Below are 23045 nucleotides of genomic sequence, written 5' to 3'. Positions count from 1 at the left end.
TTCTTCGGCGAGAGATCCTATCAAACCAGGATGTGGGATGCGGTTAGTGACGAATATCCCACAGAGCAGGTCCACGTTCGCGCAGTTCAGGGAGCCCCAGACCCCGCTTCTTCACATCCACGTTGTTTGGTCCTTCTTCGGTACATCATGAACCCTCCCCAGACAAGGGTGATGATTGCAGGATAGATGACCGTCCAACCAACAAAAAGAAAGACCACCGCAGTCATCGCGAGCGAGATCGCACTGAACAGCATCCCAAACCTCCGGTCCTTCAGGAGAACCACGCCGGCGGCACACCCACCCAGATAGGTCAGGATGAACGTGGCGTTGGGGAGCTGGATCAGGGTCGACAGGGAGAGGACTCCGCTGTTGAAGATCCAGAGCATGATGGTGAAACAGACGGCCAGGAACCAGAGTCCTCCGACCGGGGTCTGGAACCGATCCGACAGACGGGAGAGGAACGTCGGTGCATATCCAGTGATGGAGAGTGAGTATGCCAATCTGCAAGCCGCTCCGATATAGGCGATCACGGGTGCTATGCAGATGAAGAGGGCAGCAAGGCCTGCGAAGATCATGCCGTACGGACCAAATGTGATGTTGATCAGATGAATCAGCGAGACATCCGAAATGCCAGGACCATAACTGTGGGTTCCGATGACGACAAAGGCTGTCCCGATGTACAGAACTCCGATCACCAGGGCCGCGATCATCGTCCCCTTCACAACATCACGTTCAGGATCCTCAAACTCTTCGGAGATATGAGATATCGCCTCCCACCCGAGGAAGGACCAGAAGATCAGGGTTGCAGCCTGTCCGACACTCTCCCAACCAAAGGGCATAAAGGGCGTGAAGTTCTGCGGATCGACGGTGAGGACACTGCCGGCGAATGCACTCACCAGAATGACGATGGTGGTCACGACAACGGCCATCTGGATCTGGCTGGTCACCTTCATCCCCACGTAATTGGTCAAAATCCCAGTCAGCAGGATGAATGCTGCAAGAATCAGCCGGTATGAGTCCCCGAGCCCGATGGCAGCGCAGGCATATCCGGCGCCGACCAGGGCGATCACCGGTGCTCCGACCACGACAGAAAGGAGGAAGAACCAGCCGATCAACGACCCGACATCAGGATTGAACGCCCTGGAGACGAAATGGGATACCCCTCCCGAGTTGGGGAATTTGATCGATAAGAGCCCCATCGTCAGCGCCATGGGTATGACCAGCAGACTCATCAGTACCCAGGCGAGTAATGATGCCGGCCCCGCAGAGTCTGCGACCACTCCTGGAAGGAACATGATCCCTGACCCCAATACTGCGCCGATATAGAGGGCGATGATCTGCGGTAATCCCAGGGTGGCTGGAAATTGTTTTGGATGGTGCACATTCCGCTCCGAAGTGATCCGGACCTTCCTCCGGAACGATCCTCGCTCACCAGACTCTCATTTCAGAAATGAGAGAGAAACCTGATGAGCAGAAATTCTCTCATATATTTCGTCTCCTCCCGATATATAGGGGATCACTGTTCAAAAAGGGAGAGAGATTGGGAGGAGGAAAGAGAAAGAAAAAATGACGAACAATTTGATTTCACCTCAAATGGCCGCGCCATCAGGGTCCAGTATCCCGATCATTCCCGCTTCATCGCCTCTGTTCTTCGCTCAGGTGGCATCAGTTCTATGGCGTACCGCAGCGCAGTCCGCGGCATCGTGCTTCTGTTCCTTAAAATATATAGAAATACCTCATCCTGATGCTGACGACTCGCCTCCTTGAGCAGCCAACCATATCCTTTCTGGACCATATCATCCCCATCTGTTCGTAAACAATCGGCAATCTCAAAGACATCGTCAAGGAATGCCCCGTGCTTTACAGGGATGATCAACGAGACCGCCGACGCCCTCTTCAGCCACCGGTTCTCAGATAATGTCCATCTCTTTAACTCCCCGATGCACTCGGGAAACATGACAATAAAGGTGCCGATGGTATGATTGCAGAAGCCGTCGCACTTCGCCCAATTGTTGATATATTTTTCAATCCAGGTCCTGAACAGTGCGAGATCGGCACTATCAAATCTATCGGCCAGGTTGGGGACCCAGTTAGAGACGATAAAGGCCTCTTCACAGTAATCGGAAGAATACAGTTCTTCACAGAGTTTGAATACCTCCTGCTTGTCAAGGGATTTGATCTCTCCCCAGTATTTTTTTGCGATCCTGCTGACGGTTGCGGCCTTGACTCCGTAATATCGAACCTCTTCTTTAAAGAACCGCTGAAAATTCTTTTGTGTCGATATATCACTACTGTTCTTCAGGTCTGTTCTGATCCTTTCAAGAACTGTCTCCATAGTTCTCAATGGTCTTTTGGAGTATAAAACCAGACAGATCCCCAAAAAGTCATCCACCTATCAGGACCTGGTAGGAAGATCCAGTCAGAGAGTTGAGACTCGGAGGCGGAATGTCCCAGAGGATGGGAAAAAATGAGTATCTCATTAATACAATGGGGAACAAATTCCTGTGCAGGGCATACACTATGACAGGGACGGGGAGTATCTCAAAATGGTTCACGATTCTCTTCATTGGCATCCTTCTGGTGGCCATTATAGGAGGTATCGCACTCTCCTTCATCAATACCCCACCACTTCAAAAACCGACACCGAATGTAACGATAACAGTTCCATCCCCTCCGGTTCCCGTAATGAGCAACGGAACAATAACCCTTGGCTATGAACTGGAAACATCCCAATTCGCTGATCTGGGACTTGTCCTCACCAGGGTCGAGGTGCAGGACAAGGAGACAAATAAGGTCCTTATGGATATTCAGGGCGACATGCTCACACAACTCTATCAGCCGGCATCTGATTCTTCACGTACACCAGAAGACCTGCAGGCCGGCACCGGGAACCTGACAGATCCACGGATCTCCATCCTGTTTCAGACATCACCGGAGATGATCCCAAAAAAGATCGTCCACCAGTTGACCTTCTCCTGGAACCAGACCGGGGTCGCACCGGTTGTAATCACCGGAGGAGAGATCACCGTGAGTTCAGACCACCAGACGCCGGATACCAGCCCCTCCCCTTACTCATCTGAAATATCGATGACCACCACGGCTTTGTGAAGCAGGTCGACCGTTGCCCGAAGCGCCCTCCCGGCATCTCTTAAATGGTGGTAGATCTCGCGTTTTTTCATGGCCGACATGAAATCAACCGTCTGGAACAGATCCTTCATTCCATAGATATAGGCATCATCGATCTCGCGCATAGCCTTGCGGGCCTCTTGGATGATCGTCCAGATCGTCTTCTGGTTGGAGTTCATCTTCTTTACTCCTCTGCTGAGCTGCCCGGTTCCCCTGAGGAGGGCATGAGACATATCCATGATCGGTCTATCCGGAAGAACTGAAAAGGCATACATCTCCCGTGAGGTCTCATGCGCATAGTTCAAAATATAGTCCATCTGACGTGAGAGGCTATAGATATCCTGCCTGTCAAACGGGGTGGAGAAGGCATCTCGAAGTTTCTCCTCCAGATCATACCGGAGGGCGTCCACCATGTCCTCCCGGTGCTGCAACGCAACCGGCTCTTCATGTGCAGCGTGTTCCAGCCAGTGTACAAACTCCTCAATCCCTTCAAGAGTCCGATCGGCCTGGTCTACAAGCATCTGCTCAAAGTCATACCGCATTGGAAATACCGCGTCCAGAATCCCGATATCTTTCCATTTTCGGCCAGTACCTTCTTTATCTGCCATAATAATTCAGCCTCCGATGAATGGTGATGCAACCAGATACAAGACAGCCGCTATGCAGAGTGTCACCGGGATGGTCATGAGCATGGTGATGAGAATCTGCATTCCCACCGACCACTGGACCCGCAGAGGGTTCTCCGCTGCACCCACCCCAATGATCGAGGTGGTGATGATATGGGTGGAGGAGATCGGAGCCCCGACAAGTGTGGAGAGGGCGATGGTCACCCCTGAAGAGACCTGGGAATCAAACGAATGAATCGGATCAATCCTGAAGATCTTTCTTCCAAGCGTAGCCATGATCCGCCATCCCCCCCCAATGGTCCCCGCCGCCAGCAGCAGGGCACAGCCCAGTCGTGCCCAGAAGGGCACCTCAGGACCTGCAGTGAGACCTCCGGAAAAAAGGACCAGGCCGATGATACCCATCTGTTTCTGTGCGTCATTTGCCCCGTTCGAGAAGCCCATGATCACCGCCGCAATCCAGTTCAGTCTTATGATATCCCGGTTCACCGACCGCCGTGCGTTTCTTAAGAGCAGGCGGGTGGTCCTCCGCATCAGGTATCCTCCGAAGAAACCGATTCCCACCGAGATAACCAGAAAGAACAGGAGCTTTATCATACCAGTCATCAGGTAGGGGGGTGTCACCAGTTCTGATAAGCCCCAGGAGATACCGGAGAGGCCAGAGGCAGCGATCCCCGCCCCTGTCAGTCCTCCAATCAGGGCATGGGTGGACGAGGAGGGGAGTCCGAATCTCCAGGTGACGATGTTCCATGCCGCTGCAGCGATGAGCGCCACCAGAACGATGGAGATCAGTTCTTCACCCGGAGCGAGGGTGAGAAGCCCGGATATGGTCATGGCCACCGCACTTCCGCCAAGAATCGCCCCAAAAAAGCCCATCCCTGCTACCAGAAGAATCCCCTGCCGGGGTGACGCGGATCGGGAGGCGATGAACGTGGCAGCCACCGAACTGGCGTCCTGAAACCCATTGGTAAAGGTGAAAGTGAACGCAAGCAGCATGGTGATGGAGGTGACCAGAAGCACGGAAGATCTCCTGATGGAAAGATCAGGAGGAGATAGGAGTACTGCCGGAAAAAGGATCCGGTCTGTGTACCAGGGAGATTGAAATCAGGCCAACTCTCTCAGGAAATACTTTCAGAGAAGGTATCAGGTAATTATTTAGGCGTCCTGTTCACGTATACAACTAATAATTATGGCAGGCCGAATTCTTATCGCGTACATATCACGGAAAGGTTCTACAGCTGAGATCGCCCAGGCTGTTGGAAAAGAACTGGAATCCACAGGAAACACCGTTGAAGTTGCCGAGATGAAGAAGGTCTCCTCCCTCGCCGGCAATAATGCCATAGTGATCGGTGCCCCGCTTTACATGGGACGGATGGTAGGGGATGTCGGAAAGTTCGTTGGACAGCATCGAGAGGAACTCATAAACGTACCGGTGGCAGCATTTGCTGTTGGGATATCTCCGGTATCAAAAGAAGCCGGGTCGGTCGAATATGGAATGAAAAAACTCCACAGTTCGCTCACCCCCCTGCAACCGGTGGCGACGACCCTCTTTGCCGGCAGGCTGGACCCGACACAGCTCTCGTTCGTCTCAAGGAAGATGATGGAGATGGCGAAGATCCCATCCGGCGACTTTCGGGACTGGAATGCAATAGCATCATGGGCGCGAACACTGCCCACGCTCTTGAGAGTGTAAAGGACCCCTGCCAGGAATAGGGGTCTCCATCTCTCCCAAACCCTGGTGACAGAAAGATGAACCAGAAGATTTAACCTATTATCAGACAGGGTAATGACTGTTCGCTCATGCGTCATATCCTCCAGGTATCCATCATTATCATTCTCCTGTTCTGCCTGTTCATAACTCCCTCTGAAGCGCTTATCCAGTCAGAATCATCTGTCCGACCGGCAATGTCAGCCTGGGAGGAGAAAATAAGTTCAGACCTCCTGCCACTGGTCGATGAACGGTTTCTCCTGCCCGGGGAGACCTGGGAGGAAACTTCAAAAGGAGTTATCCGACAGACTGGAGTCGATGGGACCTCCTCCGACGAGGTCTTCGTTTATATCCGGGTGGCTGATTCCACCCATTCAGGAAGTCTTGACCGCTGGTGCGTTGAAATCACCGACCGCGATGAAGGTACTCACTGCGTGGCCGCTTGGGTCCGGGTCAGTGACCTCCCGGGTCTGGCTGCAGAGGCATGGATCAGATCAATCCAGACGGTGATCCCACCACTCGCCAATACAGGTTCGGTAACCACCCAGGGGGACCAGATCCTCAGGGCAGATCAGCTCCGGAGAAACACAGGACTCTCAGGTCAGGGAGTGAAGGTCGGGGTAATCTCCACCGGTGTTGACCACTGGCAGGAGGCAGAGGCATCCGGGAACCTGCCCTCCAGCCTTCATATCCTCTCAAACTCAGTCGGGGGTGATGAAGGGACCGCCATGCTCGAGATCATTCACGATATTGCCCCGGATGCGGACCTGTACTTCTATGATACCGGAACAAACACGATCGCGTTTAATCGGGCAGTGGACGCCCTGGCAGAAGCCGGCTGCTCGGTGATCGTCGATGACATCTCCTGGTTGGGTGAACCATTCTTCGAGGACGGTTCGGTCGCGACCCATATCCAGGAGAAACTTCAGACTGAAAATCTCGTTTATGTCACCTCTGCTGGGAACTATGCACAGAAACATTACCAGGGGGCATTTTTCGATGACGGAAGCGGGTGGCAGGACTTCAGTGCCGGTAGATCAGATTCTAGAAAAAAGATCTACCTCAGTATCCCGCCAGGCGGAAGCGTCAGGGCCGTTCTTCAGTGGGACGATAAGTTCGGCAGTTCTGCGAACGATTACGACCTGTACCTGACCGAACAATACCCATTTTCAGGAGTCACCATCAAAAGAAGCACAAATGCCCAGACCGGAAATGCGGATCCCGTTGAATGGATCTCCTATTCCAATGATAGATCCTACACGGTCAGCGCCGAACTCGATGTGAACAATTACATGAACCTGGCAGAGTCACGAACCCTTGAGCTGCAGGTTTATACCAGTTCGGGAACATCGATCAGTCCGGATAATCTGGTCTCCGCTGATTCGATCAGTGGTCAGGCTGCAGTGCCCGATGTCCTGACAATTGGTGCCCTCGGCGCGGCATCGCCCAACCAACTGGAGCCTTTCTCCTCCCGCGGTCCAGTCACGATTGTGTACCCTCACCATGAGACACGGCAGAAGCCCGACCTCTGTGGGATCGACGGAGTCACGGTGACCGGATCTGGTGGGTTTCCCAGTCGTTTCTACGGGACCAGTGCCGCAGCCCCACATATAGCAGCGATTGCAGCACTTCTCTGGAGTAGTAGCCCGTCTCTCACCCCGGACCAGATCAGAACGGCACTGGTTGATGGGGCTGTCGACCTCGGGGACCCGGGAAGGGATATGCTCTATGGATCCGGGCGGGTTGACGCAGTCACCTCAAAAGAGATGATAAGAACAGACGGGAAGATTATCGTGTCAGGGCCTCTTGTGATCGATCAACCAGGCACTTACCTGCTCAACCGCGACATTATCGATTGTCAGAATCCAGTAGGAATTGAGATCAGGGCATCAAATGTCATCTTCGATGGTCAGGGCCATCAGATCAGCGGACAGAACAGTGAAGGGTCGGCAGGGATCTTTGTCTCAAAGAATCCAGACAACCCTTTGACAGGCGTTACGATAAAAAATGTCAATGTAAGCCACTGGGATTATGGGATCTATTATCTGAATGCCTGCGCCGGCACTATCCAGCAGGTCAGGACTTCAGAAAATGACAAGTATGGGATCGTGCTCTATGCAGGGAGCAGTGAGAATCTGGTCACTGATACCATACTGAGTGACAATGGGGACGGCGTCTTCCTGACCACCGCAAGCGACAGAAATACCATCAGGAACACCTCGATCATGGAGAATAGAAACCATGGCATCTCCATCTATAACTCAGCCGGCAATGCACTGGATAAGAACATCATCACCGGCGCAACCATCTGCGGTGTCATGTTCTTCACAGCAGACAGTAACACACTGAACAGCAGTACCATTGCCGGGGACACGAAGTATGGTGTCCAGATCTATCATTCTAATGGCAACATTCTGAACCATAACACGATCACTGGCAGTACTGGTGCAGGAGTATACCTCGATCAATCCCAGGAGAACAGGATCTATGACAATTTTTTCAAAAACATGTACAATGCTCTCGTTGTGGGGAATATGACAAAAAACACCTGGAATGACGAACCAATAACCGGCACCAACATCGTCGGAGGCCCGTCAATCGGGGGCAATTACTGGGCAACCCCGTCCGGGAATGGTTTTTCTGAGACTCACGCAGACAACAACCACGACGGTTTCTGTGATGAAGGATACGCCATCCCCACCGAACTGAACATAAATAATACCGACAGGGCACCCCTTGTTAAATCGCCATCATCCGGTGCGACCAAACCGACGGCTGGATTTTTGGCTACCCCAACCGGCGGCACTGCCCCGCTCTCGGTCCAGTTCACCGACACTTCAACCGGTACACCGACGCGGTGGATCTGGGACTTTGGAGATGGCCAGAATGCATCAGTGAGGACAGCGCAGAACCCACGATATAATTTTACAGAGCCTGGCACCTACTCCATCAGCCTGACCGTCTCAAATCCACTCGGCGACGACACCATGACAAGAATCGGATATATCACAGTCCAGGGACCAGTCATCCCAATTCTGTCAACGGTGCTGCCACCGACAGATCCGAACGGCGACGGAAAGTATGAAGACCTGAACGGGAATGGCGCCTCCGACTTTGGAGATGTGGTACTGTTCTTCAACCAGATGGACTGGATCGCAGAGTATGAACCGGTCAGTGCATTTGACTTCAACAATAACGGTGCGATCGACTTCAACGATATCGTCATCCACTTCAACCAGTTATGAGAATCGGACATCCCTCCAAGAGTGAAGTGCAACAGAAACCGCCCTGTAATTAAGAGAGAGGTTCAGAGGACGGAGTTGGAGATCGATCTATCTGGCTCCTGAGAAAAACGGTAGGCGTTCGCCGGCACCTGGATCTCAAACCTGGCCCCCCTCCCTTCGACACCGGTTTCAGTTATGGTGATCCCGGTTATCGAAAGGATCTCCCGTACCAGGAATAAGCCCAGGCCCGATTCGCTTCCAAATCTTCGCTCAAAGAGCATATCTTTCTTATCTTTTGGAATGCCAATCCCGTTATCTTCGATGATCAGAACGAGATCTTCCGCTCGCTTCTGGTATCTGAGAGTGACTTCAGTTGCCCGGACACCATGTCTGATCACATTATCCATGAGGTTATAGAGAACCTTCTCAAGCAGGGGATCGGCATAGATCTCCAGCCCATCGAGTTCGACATGCCGGGTAATCGGGAGAAAATCGAGGTGCGAGATCGCATAGAGAAATACATGATTGACACGATGCCACCGGGACGGTTTTATTCCCATGTCCTGGTAATCGCGTCCAAATTTTATCGAACTCGAAATCACCTGGATCAGTGAGATCTCCTTCTCAAGGTACGATCGGGTCTTCTCATCAGCAAGCGTGTTCTTCGTCAATTCCAGATAGGCCGACAGGGTAAAAATTGCGCTCTGAATATCCTGAAATGTCACCGTATTCAACAGATTCAATTTTTTACGGGCCAATTCCAATGTCTTTTCAGCCTGCTTCCGATCTGAGATATCCCGACACAGGGATAGAATCCGCACCACCTCCCCGGTCCTGACAAGGGTCGAGTTGATCTCGATCGGAGTGATGCGGCCGACCGAGTCCACGTAGTCGATCTCCAGATTGCGGATGAAACCGTCTCTGATACAGCGCCGGGTCGCAAGGATTTTTTTATCCCGATCATACGCGGCAGTCCATTCAATGATACTCCGATTCAGGATCTCTGTCAGATCGTGGTGCCCGGTCAGGCGAACGTACTTTTGATTGGCATCAAGAATCCGACCCTCATCATCAGTGACAGCAAACCCGGTGTCTGTTGTTTCAATGATGGTTCGATACCGCTCTTCGCTCTCGCGCAGTTTCTGTTCGCTCTCACTGATTTTATCATAATTTGCAACCAGCTCCTCATTAATCGCAGTCAGTTCCTCATAAGCGGCCTGGAGTTCCTCATTTTTTTTGAGGAGTTCGATATGCTGCTCCTGCAGTTCAGGATAGTAACTCTTCCGTATGGATGATTCGCCAAGACCGATTATCTGCATCCGCTGGTTCTTCCAGTCAGGATTATCATCAGAGTGCTGCTTCATAGATCTGTTCAATATCCTTGACGGTCGGCTGTCGCGGGTTGGTCGCCATGCAGGGGTCACGCATTGCATTCTTCGCCAGATCGGGAATATCTCCCCTGGTAACTCCAAGATCTTCGAGGGTTCCGATCATCCCCAGTCCCTCCCGGAACGACTTCATGGCGGCTATGATCTTCACCTTTCGGTCAATATCTTCCAGCCCGGATAGGTCGACACCCATGGCCCCAGCGATCTCATCATAACGCCGGGGACATGCACTATAATTATACGCCACAACATGCTCCAGCAGCACGGCATTACATTCCCCATGAGGGAGGTCGGAGAATCCACCAAGACTGTGAGCCATCGCATGAACGGCACCGAGACTCGTATTGGAGAACGCCAGTCCGGCTAAGAGGCTCCCGAGCATGGTCCTGTATCGGAAGACGATATTATCCGGTTCTTTCAGTGCGGGAAGCAGATTGGTGGTCATCAACCGGATCGACTCCAGGGCCTGTATATCGGTGACCGGCGAACTCGCATTTGAGACATAGGACTCCACACTGTGAACAACAGCATCTATGCCGGTACTGATCGTCAGGGAAGCGGGGAGCGTTGTCAGTGGAACCGGATCGATGAGTGCGATATCCGGGACGATCTTTTTGCTGATGATTGCGATCTTAACCTTTCGTTCTGTGTCATTGATGATAGAGAACTGCGAGACATCTGCCCCTGACCCCGCAGTTGTCGGGATACAGATGAGGGGTGGCGCAGGGATCATGACATTGTCAACGCCCTCAAATTCCAGTACATGCCTCCTGTTCGAAACGACAATTCCGATCCCCTTTGCGCAGTCGATCGGGCTGCCGCCCCCGACAACCACGATGCTATCACAGCCAGAACGCAGGTACAGATCCGCACCGTCCATAACCTGACAGTCCCGTGGATTTGGAGTCACGTCTGAGAAGAGCGTGTATCGAATGCCTTCCTCCTGAAGGCTGTCGGTTACGTCCCTGACCCACCCGGCTTTGATGATATTCGAATCGGTGACGACGAAGACGTGGCGTGAACCCAGATTTTTGGCATATCTGCCGGCCAGCAAGCGTGCGTCGGCTCCAACGACAAACTCCGGCGCGACAAATTTTCTCAACTCAAAATTTGATTCGATCATCCGGTTGCCACCACCTCACGCAAAATTACCGTTCAATCAATAAAGGGGAATGAAATATTAAACATTTGGTGTCCCGCATCTCCCGGACGATCATCGCTTTCCCCAAAATCTCCATCGGGATGGTATGCTGTCACCACCCGGGGGTGAAATGATCTCAAGGATGTCATGCCAATTCCCGTGGAATCATTTTTTCAGAATACACGATCCGTGGTGACGATCAGAGGCGACATTAATGTATAGCATCATATGGTTTATGAGCCGAGTTCGTCCTGCTTCGAGAGCGGGAAGTAGGTCCGGTAGATACCTCGCCGTTCATCGAGGTCGGTGTGCAGATAGATCTCGGTGGTCTTGATGGAGGTATGCCCGAGGTTCTCCTGAACCACCTGAAGATTCTTGGACCGCTTGTACAACTCACTCGCATAACTATGCCGGATCGTATGCGGCGTTACCCCCGGCGGTGCGTAGACCTCGAAGAGGTGCTGCACCGTCCGGGGGGAGAGGGAGTGGCCCTGCTGCCCGACGAAGAACGGGCCAAAGACCCGATCACCAGCATAGGACTCCATCAACCGCCCCGTCTCCTCGTCGATGAAGACAATCCGGACCTTATCCCCTTTGCCCCTGACCCGGATGGTGAGATCATCAAAATCGATATGTTCGATGGCGATTCCACAGAGTTCAGAGACCCGAACGCCGGTCGCGTAGATCATCCGGACGATCAGCTGATCCCGGGCACCAGGCATTGATTCGATCAACTTCAACACCTGCTGGTGCTTCAAGTATCGCAGCTCCTGACGCTTTATCTTCGGCCGATCGATCCCAGTCAGTGGATTCACTGCAACAGCCCCCTCTGCATACAAAAACCGATAAAACGAACTGAGCGTTGAGATGATCCGATGCAGAGTTTTGGCAGAATAGCCGTGTTCCCGAGAGAGGCCCGAGAGGTACCCGGTGATCAACCGCCGATCCCCAGCCACCCCAACCTGATCAAAAGTTGCCTCCTGGTCGATCAGATAGGCACCGAAGAGACGAATCACCCGGACATAACTCTGGATCGTCTTCTCGGAATAGTTGCGCATCTGCATGTACGAGTGGTATCGATCGATCCACTCAACCAGGGAAGGCTGATCCATACAGTATCTGTTCATTGCACGAAAAGAAATAAGTTTGCGCAGAATTTCCAGCTGCCACGCAACGCACCAGCACGAAGAGATCAATCGATATTCTTATCAGGTCATTAAAAGAGACATTCTGGTGTGATTCAGTCAAAAGAGGATTATCTGTTCTACTGCGAGGCAGATCGAGTTGCACTGAACATCCAGTCCACATTTCCACAGATCTTCATCCATGAGGTCTGGCGCTTCGAGCGACTGCTTCGAAAGGTGGAGTTCTACAAAAACTGCAGAAATTCATTGATCTTCAAACCCTATTATCTGTACCTGTATCTTCGATTCAGGCGCCTGAGCGTGAAGATGGGATACCACATCCCCCTGAATGTCTTTGGCCCGGGCCTCTCGATCGCCCACCCGGGGACGTTGATCGTGAACGACGGGGCACAGGTAGGGGAGAACTGCAGGATTCACAACTGCGTCCACATCGGCACCCAGGCCGGCTTCACGGACGCCGCACCGAAGATCGGGAACAATGTCTTCATCGGGCCGGGCGTGGTGCTCTTTGGAGATATCGAGGTGGCCGACGATATCGCGATCGGAGCCAATGCCGTGGTGAATAAATCATTCACTGAGAAGGGGATCACCATCGCAGGCGTGCCGGCACGAAAGGTCAGTGACAAGGGGTTTGATCGATGCTACAAGAAGTCAACCGAGATCGTCCGGAAAAGGAATACGCAATAATTTTAAAGATGATATTTATTCATCCATTCAATAATAATCTCTTTTTTAAAAATACGACCAATAATAGTAATTGCGTAGAATCACCATTCTACGCAAGTCACATCAGGTCAACACAGAACGCGGGAAAGACCGGATCATACGATTGACCGCAGCAAATCTCACCCCATCTAAATAACTCTCTCGATCGCAGGATCATTTCTGAAGAAAGTAAGATCACCAACGGCAGAATGGGGCCATAGAACCCTCAAACTGATCGAAAAAAATCTCTGATTTTCAAAGAGTACAGATCGCTTTCAATACTCATAAAATTTGAGATGAATAGGAAACACCGCCCCATGTAGAAACATGAGAAAATCACACAGAAATGGGGAAAGGAGAGAGATCGATCTCAAACCGATTTTTTTGCTTCAAGGATCAGGGATTTCAGCCCCTGAACCGCCAGAGGGATCTCCGGCCGGCTGATCACTGCAGATATGACTGCCACACCGGCAGCCCCGGCCCTGATCACGTGCTGCACGTTGGAAGGATTGATCCCCCCGATAGCAAGGACAGGGATCTCCAACTCACCACAGAGCGTCGTGAGCAGATCGAGCCCGTGCCCCTCGCCGGCATCGACCTTGGACGGCGTTGAGAAGAGAGGGCTGAGTGCGACATAGTCCGCGCCATCGGCCACTGCCCGTTGCCCCTCCCCCACCGAGCCGACAGAAACGCCGATGATCAGGTCCGGGGCAATCGCACGGGCAGCTCGAACGGGCAGATCGTCCTGACCAAGATGGACCCCATCTGCACCCGAAGCAAGGGCGATGTCGAGCCTATCGTTGACGATGAAGAGCGCCCCCGCCGAAGCCGTGATCTTCCGGATAGACTCCGCTGCAGCAAGCAGTTCTCGACCAGAGGCAGATTTATCGCGGAGCTGGATCACGTCCGCCCCCCCGGCAACAGCGAGGGCAGCAACCTCTGCATGAGAACGACCCAGCGAGAGCATCGGATCAGTGACCACATAGAGAGAGTAAGGCATTGAGATCAGAGAACCTGAATCCTGGCGCCTCCAGCGAGCAGAGACGGCGTCAGGGCAGCCACCTCGTCGAAGAGAGCCACCTTGAACGATGACGGCCCCGAAGCCTGCCTTGCGGCATTTTCACCAGCCAGACCGAAGGCAGCTAGTGCCGCTGTGGTCGAACAGACCAGATCCTGCGACCCGGCCGCGAACGCACCTGCCAGAGAGGATACCATACATCCCGTTCCTGAGACCGAGCCCATCAGGGGATCACCATTGGCGATCAGCACCACCCGGTCGCCATCAGTCACGATATCAGTCGGACCACTCATCGCCACCACGCAGGAATAGGCATCCACCAGGGATTTACAGATGGCGACCGGATCTCCGTCGAGCCCGGCCGAGTCCACGCCCCGGACCCTGCCGGCAGCACCGGCCAGCAGACCGATCTCGCCGGCATTCCCCTTGACCACGGCGATCTGCAGTTCAGTCAGCAGATGGTGGGCACTCTCAGTTCGGAGCCGTGTAGCCCCGGCCCCGACAGGGTCGAGGATCACAGGAACACCAAGGTCATTGGCTGCCCTTCCGGCGATCAGCATCGACGATATCTGAGCCTTGGAGAGGGTCCCGATGTTCAGCACCAGGGCGACGGCCATGGCCACCATCTCGGCCACCTCTTCAGGGGCTTCGGCCATCACCGGTGCAGCCCCGATGCAGAGCGTGATGTTGGCACAGTCATTGATGGTGACGGCGTTGGTTATGTGATGGACAAGGGGTCTCTTCGTTTGAAGATCGTTCAGAGCAGATGCCAGATCGAGAGCCATAGTTTTCAACACCCCGGGCAGCCATTTCCAGGCCAGCCCGAATCTTATGAACCTGTTCGATCCGCGTATTAATCTAGGTTTGGGCAATACCGCCGAGTTTGAAAAGGCGGAATCATTGAATGGCATAACGATCCGATTCACAACCGGTACAAAAACTTCAGAGACGATCCGATCGATCATAACGGTTCAACCAGGGACGTGATCACCAGATCCCAAATTTCACATGCCATTGTTATCATTCCCACCCGACGAGGTCATCCTAAAACTCCTGTTCGCCCCACCAACAGCAGGAGATATTACAGAAGTACTGCACCAGGCTCAATCGATCTCAGATCTATAAACCGTATGATGCTATATACAAAAGACAAAATCCGGCCATAAAAAATGTTGGAATTCAGGGAATCTGCATGAAGAGAGTCGTGGCAAGAAAACCTGCCGCCGCGATCAGCATCACCACGATCGCCACATAGTCGACTGTCCGCAGACTTCGATCACGGAGCGAGGTCTTCTTCGGATTCCTGTACCCCCGGAGGTCGATCGTCAGCCCAAGCACGTTCGCCTTGGCCAGCGCATTGGAGACCAGCGGGATGATGATCGGAGTCAGGGTCCGCATTGCACCCCGGAACCCCCGACCAGGATTATAGGCCCGCGCCAACTGCGCTTCGTGTATCCGCTGCCCCTCGAGCTGCAGACTTGGAATGAATCGAAGAGCGATCAGAAACATCAGGGCATAGTCTGCCGGCATGTGCATCTTCAACATGGCATGGACCAGGTCATGCGGCTGCGTGGAGACGACCAGTAACTGGAACCCGAAGAGCATCGCAAAGAACCTGAGCGAGAGGAGCAGGCCGAACTGGATCGCACCGATTGTGATCGGGACCATGCCGCCAATCAGGGGCACTCCAACAGGAATCAGCGTCCCCACCACAGGGCCGGCCTGCATCGTCAGCACCGTCAGCAGCACCAGCGAGATCGTCAGCGAGACAAGCAGCGGTACCTGCCTGAGGAGTTCCCTATGCAACCCGGATGCCAGCGCTATCAGAAAGAGCACCAGCACCAGTGCCGATACAGATAAAATACTGGACGAGGTGATCGCCAGGATCGCAACCAGCACCACCAGCACCAGTTTGGTAAGGGGATTCAGCCGGTGAAGGAAACTGTCTATACTGACGTATTGCATAATCTGTTGCATATCACACCTCCACCACCATTCTGAGTATCTGCAATGATCGCTCCCTTCTCGAGCAGAATGATCCGGTCTGCATAGTCCTGAACGATCTGCATATTATGCGTGACCATCACGATCGTGTGCCCCTGGCGTTGCAGTGCCTGAGCAATCTCCATCACCCGGGTCGACTCCCGGGCATCAAGCCCGGTGGTCGGCTCATCGAGGACGATCACCGCCGGCTGCATCGCGACGATACAGGCGACGGCAAGCCGCTGTCGTTCACCCCGCGAAAGTGAGCGAGGATAGACCGTCCGCGCCCCACCGAGGCCGACCTGATCGAGCACTGCAGTGATCCGCTGATCGATATCGAGGACTCCCAGGTTCTTCAACCCAAACGCGACCTCCCGCTCCACACTCTCCTCAAAGAGCATGGTATCAGGGTTCTGAAAGACCAGCCCGACACTCCGGGCCAGTTCGGTGATCTGTTGTGAGGCAGTGTCCCTGCCATTGATCATGATCGTCCCTTCAGTAGGGCGGAGCAGACCATTCAGGTGCTTGATCAGAGAGGTCTTTCCGGACCCGTTATCGCCGATGAGCGCAACGAACGACCCTTCGCGGATCGAGAGATCGATCCCCTTCAATGCTTCGAACTGACCATATCGGTGGACCAGTCCATGAATCTCGATAACCGGAGGACCAGTATTTAATCCGACCGGAGTCTCCGGCTGCCTGCACCAGGTCGACTCCTCGACGATCTGGTGATCACGGTGGAGCACCTTTCGAATCTTCTCATCCTGGAGTAAGTCTTCCGGGGACCCCTCAGCCACGATCGTTCCCTCATCGAGGAAGACCATCCGGTCAGCGAGCGTGATCAGAGCATCCAGTTTGTGTTCGACAAGCAGCACCGTCTTCCCCTCGTGCTTCAGATCAGAGAGGATCCGAAAGAGCATCTGCGATCCCTCTTCATCCAGTTCAGAGGTTGGTTCGTCCAGGATCAGGATGTCAGTCCCAAGTGCCAGTGTTGCTGCGATCGCGACCCGCTGCTTCTGTCCACCCGAAAGGGTATACGGGGCACGGTCCCGAAGTTCTTCAGTTTTTGTGATCGCAAGCACATGCTCCATCCGCCTGAGCAGTTCTTCACGCGGAAGATCCAGATTTTCGAGCCCTGAAGCAATCTCTTCTTCAACCGTCGTGAAGATCAACTGGGCATCAGCATCATCAAAGACAATACCGATATGCCGGCCCAGTTCCTCAACCCCGGCGAACGATGCAACATCCCGGCCAAGGATCGCGACCTGGCCCGTGGCTTTCCCTCCGTAATCATGGTGAAGAATGCCGGATGCGGCCAGAGTGAGGGTGGTCTTCCCGGCGCCTGTCGGCCCGGTCACGATTACAACTTCACCATTTCTAACAGAGAAGGAGAGATCATGCAGAGCAGGTGTGCTCTTCCCAGGATAGGTGTAGGAATAATGGGAGAGGGAGATCATGCCCTGTCCCTCAGGACGATCCGTGCCGCCGGGAAGTACAGGATCTGCACAATCACCGCATTGGCAAGCGCGGCCAGCGTCACGATAGGGATGATCACCAGGACATAGGCACCGAGGGTCGCATAGGTGCTCAGGATCTTGGGCGCCATCACCACCAAAGAGATGATCACAAACGAAAATCCGCTGGCAAGTGTTGCTAGGAATGTCGTAAGCCCCGGACCAAAGGACGGCCTGCTCTTCAGCACGCGGTAAAGGCCCAGGCATACCAGGGCACCGATCGGTTCACTGATCAGATTTCCAGGTGGAAAGATCGAATGACTGATCAGGGCACTGATGATCCCTGCCACCAGACCGATTCCCAGAGCCTCAGTCACCGTCGGCAGGATCAGGATGACAGCGAGACAATAGAACGCAATCACCAGATTGGCAACGATCGGTCCGGGGATGATCAGTGACAGGTACCTGACGATGGCCCCGATGGCGAGCAGGATACCGGCTATTGCAATATCACGCGACTTCATGCTGACCCGACCCCCAGGAGAGCATGCAATCGGCGGTGCATCATTGATTGGCTAGTTATAATACGCATAATAATACCTCGATGTATAGTATTGTACATTTAAGCATAATAACATATCGATAAACCACGAAAATTCCAAAAAAACGAGTCCAGATAGGAGGGACCAATCAACCGTTCATCTGATGTTGATCGCGTCGAGTTCTTCGATCTTGTTGATGTTGGTGAAGGTCTTTAAGGTCGGGTCGATCCTGCGCAGATCGTCAACCGGCAGATACAGAGCGTCAAGGTTTCGGATCATGGTTCGAAGGGAGAGAGACTCGTGCGAAGCAAGGTACGAAAGGAGCGGTTCACGCCGGTAGACCGCGTGGAGGGGTTCGAGCATCTCGTTATTCCAGGAGGGGATCACAGCCTCGTACCTGTCGATCGCATTGAAGAGATAATCAACAACCCCTGCATGCACGCAGGGCATATCACAGGCAGAGACGAAGAGCAGATCCCCGGATGCCGCAAGAACTCCTGCGTGCAACCCACCGACCGGTCCGATCCCCTGCCTGATATCAGTTGTACACCGGATCGATGAGAAATCTGAGAACCGGGCACACTGCTCCTCATTTCGGGCGACGACCACGATCTCATCCACCACCTGTCGTAGCGTACTCAGCAACCGCTCTATGAAGGTCGTCCCATCGTACGAAAAGAAGTACTTCTCCCGCCCTTCTGCACGACGAGCTTCACCACCCACCAGAACAATTGCAGACCGCACGTTCAGGTCACCGGTTGGGAAGGGTCTCTGAATCGGATCTGATCCGCGATACAGGTGTTGACAGGTGTTTCGATCCCATGACGGGCGCCAACGGTGACCACAGCCCCATTCAAGAGACTGATCTCCGTGATCCGGCCTTTGATGACAGCCGCCTTCCGCTTTCCCGTGACAGCACAGACTTCGCACACCGCTGAAAGCCAGGCAGCCACGGATAGACCGACAGTTCCAGCTCCTAGGACCAACACCTTCATCTTCTTCTCTCTCCGTTTCACAGAACCAGGTCCATCATCGACACATTTCGTCCGTCCCAGGTTTGCCGTTCTTATCCTATTCTCCATGAACTCACTTATACCTCACGGCATGAGAGGCGCTTCTCCATCGCGAGAAGGGCCAGTTTGATCGAAAGGGACGGGGTAAACCCACCTGGACCACTGGCAGCTACAATCCGGTGACAGGGAATCAGCAACGGCGTCCTGTTCTGTTTCATCGCCAGACCAACAACTCGGGGGCCGGTACCGACCAGATGAGCAATTGCACCATACGTGGCGGTCGACCCGAAGGGCACCTGCCTGACGGCACGGTAGATCCTGGCCTTGAGGCTGTCACCAATTATTCCCGAAACAGACAGAGAACTCAGGTCGACCTGCTCACCATGGAGGTACTGGGAGAGCAGGAGAGGCACCTCACCTGAGGGTTCCTCATCAGAGAACCAGACCCGATGAATGCAGCCCTCCTCCCAGATCACATGGACCGACCAGTCCTGAAACCTGGTGACACCCTCCATCAGCGCCATCTTTTAATGGCCTCCCGAAAGGTCGATGCGTCACAGGGTTTCATCTCCTGCTGCATCCACTGAGAGAGACCACCCTTCACCCGCTCCTCCCAGAAACGCTTCTCACCAAGCACCAGCACCCCTCGATCCTCCGGGGTCCTCAGCACCCTGCCAAGCGCCTGGGTGGCCCGGTTGATCGCTGGGAGGGTGTACGAAATAAACTCCCCCTCGTCGCCGAACTTATGTCGAAAGTAGTCGATTACCATCTTTCTGACCTTGTTGAACGGTGCCAGCGGAAGGCCAATGACGAGCGCACCACTCAACATCTCTCCGCGATAATCGAGCCCTTCACTCCATTTACCACCACAGACCGCAAACATCATTCCATTCGCCCCCCCCTGCCGGGGGAGATCCATAAAAGCCTTCAGCGCAGCCCCGGCATCAACAGAATCCTTGGGCTCGACGAAGAGCGTTCTCCCTGAGACCTTCCGTCTGCACCGCTCGGCAAATGTCTCAAGCAGTTGATACGACGGGAAATAGACCGCAATGTTCCCTTTGACCGTCGCAAAAGCAGTGATATAGGCATCGATGGCTGCGAGGTTCTCATTACTCTGACGCATACTGTACGCGGTGGTGATGTCGGTGCTGCAGAGGATCAGCCTGTTCTTCGTCGGGAATGCATTCGGCAGCGAGATCATCGTCACCGGCAGATCCCCGAAATAATACCGCCGATAACTCTCCACAGGGGAGAGTGTTCCACTGATCATGATACAACAGGCATGGGCCCGGGCAATGGCCTGCAACCTGTCAGCAGGGTCGATGTTCCGGACTTCAAGAGCGATCCGGTCCTCATCGAGTCGTCGGAAGACGGTCAGGTACGCTGGGTCAGCTGATGAACGGTAGATCCGATAGAGGAAATCAGCCAGTTGTTCGATCGCCGTCTCCTTGTACTCACCGGCCTTGGTGTTCTTCTCCCGGATAAACTCAGTGATCGTCTGCAGGTCCTCGACCACCTCCTCGATCTGTCGGTATAGCGACCCGCGAATCACCATTCTGTTGAAGATCGAAGGGTCAAACCAGTCCTCCACCTCGGTAGATCGCTTCAGGGCCTGCATAAAGTTCGTGATCTGGGGCAGCACCTGCTCGACGGGCTCTACACAGTTCAGGTGCCGCCGAAGAGCAGCCAGTTCATGCGAGGCCTGTTCGAGCGACCGGTCATCGAGCGAAACGCTCTGGATGCTCTGCACAGTATCCCCACAGTTGTGCGCTTCATCGATCAACAGCAGTACGTCACCTGGCGACTCAATCCCCAGAGAAGTGTACAACTGATCCCTGATCTCATCGGTGAAGAGGTGGTGATAGTTCAACACAATGACATCGGCGTGCCTGGCCGCATGGAGCATCGCCTCGTACGGGCAGATCTCCCCACAGAGTTCATGGAGCTGCCGGGGCGCGACCGCCTCAGATCCGATTCGGTCTGCCCTGGAACGAAGCTGTCCTGATGGGACCATCTTCAGAGAGAGATCCTCACTCTGGACAAAGATCCTGCTGTTGACGTAATACGGACAGATAAGAGGGTGATCCTTGTCCATACGCCGGATCTGGTTTCGGATCTGAGGATCCTTCGCCGGATTGAGCATCCCCTTCTGGGCCTGTTCACGCATCAGAGCCGAAGAGAAGGCCTTGACCCCCTCGCACCGTCGATAGACATCCCCTTCCCCGCCGAGAGGACACATCGATCCCTTGCCGACCAGGTATGCAAACTTCAAGGAGCGCTGTTTCTTTCTGATCAGTTGGAGCTCCCGGATAAAGGTGTTCAACTGGCTGACAGTCCGGACAGCGACGATCACCTTTCTTCCCCTGCTCTCGCTGAGCAGAGCCGCAATCACACTGGACTTCCCGCTCCCGGTGGGCGCGTCGATCATCGCAATCCCCCCCTGCGCCGCTATGGCGGCAGAGGTCTCGAGCATCTCCCGCTGATGGGGCCTGTACGCGCTGTACGGGAACCAGTCGTCAAGTGCAGTCATTCTGTATACCTATCTGTGCACAACCGCTTTTTTACTATCTGATGAGGCGGAACTGGAGCATAATTTCAATTGCCCAACAATTGACCGAGGTCGGGCCTCCACAACTATCAGATTCTTCAGGGGAGCGCAGATATGAAAAGAGGGACAATCACCTGTCACTCAAAATTTCCCCCCATCAGCCTATTGTTTATATCCGGGAAAGAGTGGGTGGATCGTTTAACGGGGTGCAACCTAGGGAATGATCTCACAGCCATTGAACTTGGAATGGCAGAAATCAGTCAGGGCGATATGTCCCTCGCTGATCAGTTCGCGAACCTCAGGAAGCGCTGCCGTCAGAGAAGCATGGAGGTGGTGAATGGTCTCACAGACCCTCGTTCTCCCTTCCTCCGGCCAGGGTGCAATGATATTTGAGTACAGACACCGTCCGCCACAGAATCCAGTAATCGCGCAGTCCCTGCAGTGACCACCGATCGTCACCTGTTTCAGACTTCCCGGGTCGGTGGTCGCGATATGCCCAAGATAATACTGTTTCATACCGATCATCACCGGACAGGGAACGATCGAACCATCAGTCAGGATCGTATAATTCGCATACCCAGACCCACACCGAAGACGACTCGTCCGTCCGAGAAGCAGGTCCTCCATCGTGTCGAGGAACGGGTACCACCGGAGGACCTGCTCCTGTTCGCGCATCACACTGACCCAGTACTCGACCAGCCGGCTGATTCCCGGATTGTACGAGGACTCCACCCAGTGAACAAAATCCCGGTTCTGGAAGTCATGTGAGTAGTTGGCATCGAGTTGCCAGTGAAGCGAGGTGAACGGATAGTCGGTGTTCTCTGCAAGCCCCCTGACCGCAGCATAGATATCGGTCTGCTCGTCGACGGTCATCCTCCCGATCAGTTCGCCTTTAAAGCCGGCCGCAGAGAGTCCCGAAAGTGCAGCGATCACCCTGTTGTAGGTTCCCTCACCACGGTGCAGATCGGTCAGAGGTTTCGGGCCATCGATCGAGACCAGGATTGTATCGAGATTGGCAACCACCTCGGATTTCAGTCGGTCCAGCAGCACACCATTGGTATGGAGCAGAAACCTCGAGACGGGGGCGTGTTGCATAATCTCCTCAATGAGATCCCTCCTGAGCAGAGGTTCACCCCCATAAAAGGTCAGTGCCGCTTCAGGGTCCCTGGCCAGAAATGAATAGAGCAGATCCAGGTCAATGTCCAGTTCCACGGGGAGCGCGCAATCTATCTCTCCAAACTCATCCTCACCCTCAAGGCATTCAAACGCCTTTCCTCTACAGTATGAGCAGCAGAGATTGCAGTTGTCGGTCAAGATCAGATGGTAATACAAAAGAATCCTGTATACTTCAGTCCAAAACATAATAATCGTTTTCTTGAATCGGGATCTGCATCCCTTTTTTATGGATATCCATGCAATGATCCAGT

21 protein-coding genes are annotated in these 23045 nt (G+C 53.7%); 4 read left to right on the top strand and 17 right to left on the bottom strand.

What is annotated here, in order from left to right; genetic code table 11:
- Positions 1-86: 86 nt before the first annotated feature.
- Both ACFKSJ_RS01350 and ACFKSJ_RS01345 read right to left on the bottom strand, forming a co-directional pair.
- Positions 87-1382: an APC family permease gene (locus ACFKSJ_RS01350; RefSeq protein WP_440950484.1), complete on the bottom strand. Its 1296-nt coding sequence runs from the start codon at positions 1380-1382 to the stop codon at positions 87-89.
- Positions 1383-1624: 242 nt separating this feature from the next.
- A complete protein-coding gene (locus ACFKSJ_RS01345) occupies positions 1625-2335 on the bottom strand; it encodes a DNA alkylation repair protein (RefSeq protein ID WP_440950483.1) in 711 nt (236 codons plus the stop codon).
- Between the two features lie 122 nt (positions 2336-2457).
- Here ACFKSJ_RS01345 and ACFKSJ_RS01340 point away from each other — a divergent pair, with 122 nt between their 5' ends.
- Positions 2458-3108, top strand: coding sequence for a hypothetical protein (locus ACFKSJ_RS01340; RefSeq protein WP_440950482.1), 651 nt, complete (start codon positions 2458-2460; stop codon positions 3106-3108).
- Here the strand turns inward: ACFKSJ_RS01340 and ACFKSJ_RS01335 are convergent.
- Both ACFKSJ_RS01335 and ACFKSJ_RS01330 read right to left on the bottom strand, forming a co-directional pair.
- Positions 3069-3668, bottom strand: coding sequence for a DUF47 domain-containing protein (locus ACFKSJ_RS01335; RefSeq protein WP_440950481.1), 600 nt, complete (start codon positions 3666-3668; stop codon positions 3069-3071). The genes ACFKSJ_RS01340 and ACFKSJ_RS01335 overlap by 40 nt on opposite strands.
- Before the next feature lie 72 nt (positions 3669-3740).
- Complete coding sequence (locus ACFKSJ_RS01330; RefSeq protein ID WP_440950480.1) at positions 3741-4769, bottom strand: anion permease; 1029 nt, start codon at positions 4767-4769, stop codon at positions 3741-3743.
- Positions 4770-4938: 169 nt separating this feature from the next.
- On the opposite strand from ACFKSJ_RS01330, the gene ACFKSJ_RS01325 reads away from it, so the two are divergent.
- Entirely contained in the window at positions 4939-5442 is a 504-nt protein-coding gene (locus tag ACFKSJ_RS01325; RefSeq protein WP_440950479.1) for a flavodoxin domain-containing protein, read from the top strand.
- Positions 5443-5654: 212 nt separating this feature from the next.
- Positions 5655-8702 (top strand): NosD domain-containing protein, encoded by a 3048-nt coding sequence (locus ACFKSJ_RS01320; protein WP_440950478.1) that lies wholly within the window; start codon positions 5655-5657, stop codon positions 8700-8702.
- Between the two features lie 62 nt (positions 8703-8764).
- On the opposite strand, the gene ACFKSJ_RS01315 is transcribed toward ACFKSJ_RS01320, so the two are convergent.
- From ACFKSJ_RS01315 to xerA, 3 genes are all read right to left on the bottom strand, one after another.
- Positions 8765-10045 (bottom strand): ATP-binding protein, encoded by a 1281-nt coding sequence (locus ACFKSJ_RS01315; RefSeq protein ID WP_440950477.1) that lies wholly within the window; start codon positions 10043-10045, stop codon positions 8765-8767.
- On the bottom strand, positions 10029-11192 hold the full coding sequence (ercA, locus tag ACFKSJ_RS01310) for an alcohol dehydrogenase-like regulatory protein ErcA (protein WP_440950476.1): 1164 nt from the start codon (positions 11190-11192) through the stop codon (positions 10029-10031). Before ercA ends, ACFKSJ_RS01315 begins: the two co-directional genes overlap by 17 nt.
- A gap of 251 nt (positions 11193-11443) precedes the next feature.
- On the bottom strand, positions 11444-12322 hold the full coding sequence (gene xerA, locus ACFKSJ_RS01305; protein ID WP_440950475.1) for a site-specific tyrosine recombinase/integron integrase: 879 nt from the start codon (positions 12320-12322) through the stop codon (positions 11444-11446).
- 123 nt (positions 12323-12445) lie between these two features.
- Between xerA and ACFKSJ_RS01300 the strand changes: the two genes are divergently transcribed.
- Positions 12446-13042, top strand: a complete 597-nt coding sequence (locus ACFKSJ_RS01300; protein WP_440950474.1) for a serine acetyltransferase — start codon at positions 12446-12448, stop codon at positions 13040-13042.
- 388 nt (positions 13043-13430) lie between these two features.
- On the opposite strand, the gene thiE is transcribed toward ACFKSJ_RS01300, so the two are convergent.
- The 10 genes from thiE to ACFKSJ_RS01250 form a co-directional block, all read right to left on the bottom strand.
- Positions 13431-14060, bottom strand: coding sequence for a thiamine phosphate synthase (thiE, locus tag ACFKSJ_RS01295; RefSeq protein ID WP_440950473.1), 630 nt, complete (start codon positions 14058-14060; stop codon positions 13431-13433).
- Between the two features lie 5 nt (positions 14061-14065).
- On the bottom strand, positions 14066-14863 hold the full coding sequence (gene thiM / locus ACFKSJ_RS01290; protein WP_440950472.1) for a hydroxyethylthiazole kinase: 798 nt from the start codon (positions 14861-14863) through the stop codon (positions 14066-14068).
- 394 nt (positions 14864-15257) lie between these two features.
- A complete protein-coding gene (locus ACFKSJ_RS01285; RefSeq protein ID WP_440950471.1) occupies positions 15258-16055 on the bottom strand; it encodes an energy-coupling factor transporter transmembrane component T family protein in 798 nt (265 codons plus the stop codon).
- Positions 16025-17518, bottom strand: coding sequence for an ABC transporter ATP-binding protein (locus ACFKSJ_RS01280; RefSeq protein ID WP_440950470.1), 1494 nt, complete (start codon positions 17516-17518; stop codon positions 16025-16027). The genes ACFKSJ_RS01285 and ACFKSJ_RS01280 overlap by 31 nt, the downstream gene beginning before the upstream one ends.
- Positions 17515-18039, bottom strand: a complete 525-nt coding sequence (locus ACFKSJ_RS01275) for a hypothetical protein (RefSeq protein ID WP_440950469.1) — start codon at positions 18037-18039, stop codon at positions 17515-17517. The genes ACFKSJ_RS01280 and ACFKSJ_RS01275 overlap by 4 nt, the downstream gene beginning before the upstream one ends.
- A 174-nt stretch (positions 18040-18213) precedes the next feature.
- On the bottom strand, positions 18214-18801 hold the full coding sequence (gene mobA / locus ACFKSJ_RS01270; protein WP_440950468.1) for a molybdenum cofactor guanylyltransferase: 588 nt from the start codon (positions 18799-18801) through the stop codon (positions 18214-18216).
- 2 nt (positions 18802-18803) lie between these two features.
- Positions 18804-19052: a ketopantoate reductase C-terminal domain-containing protein gene (locus ACFKSJ_RS01265; protein ID WP_440950467.1), complete on the bottom strand. Its 249-nt coding sequence runs from the start codon at positions 19050-19052 to the stop codon at positions 18804-18806.
- A gap of 95 nt (positions 19053-19147) precedes the next feature.
- Positions 19148-19594 (bottom strand): methylated-DNA--[protein]-cysteine S-methyltransferase, encoded by a 447-nt coding sequence (locus tag ACFKSJ_RS01260; RefSeq protein ID WP_440950466.1) that lies wholly within the window; start codon positions 19592-19594, stop codon positions 19148-19150.
- The gene (locus ACFKSJ_RS01255) at positions 19585-21600 is read right to left on the bottom strand and encodes an ATP-dependent DNA helicase (protein ID WP_440950465.1); all 2016 of its coding nucleotides are present in this window, start codon (positions 21598-21600) and stop codon (positions 19585-19587) included. Before ACFKSJ_RS01255 ends, ACFKSJ_RS01260 begins: the two co-directional genes overlap by 10 nt.
- A gap of 231 nt (positions 21601-21831) precedes the next feature.
- The gene (locus ACFKSJ_RS01250) at positions 21832-22980 is read right to left on the bottom strand and encodes a TIGR04084 family radical SAM/SPASM domain-containing protein (protein ID WP_440950464.1); all 1149 of its coding nucleotides are present in this window, start codon (positions 22978-22980) and stop codon (positions 21832-21834) included.
- Positions 22981-23045 lie beyond the last annotated feature (65 nt).

Source organism: Methanosphaerula subterraneus, from assembly GCF_052055875.1.
Taxonomy (GTDB): domain Archaea; phylum Halobacteriota; class Methanomicrobia; order Methanomicrobiales; family Methanospirillaceae; genus Methanosphaerula; species Methanosphaerula subterraneus.
This window is presented reverse-complemented; position numbering and strand designations above follow the sequence as displayed.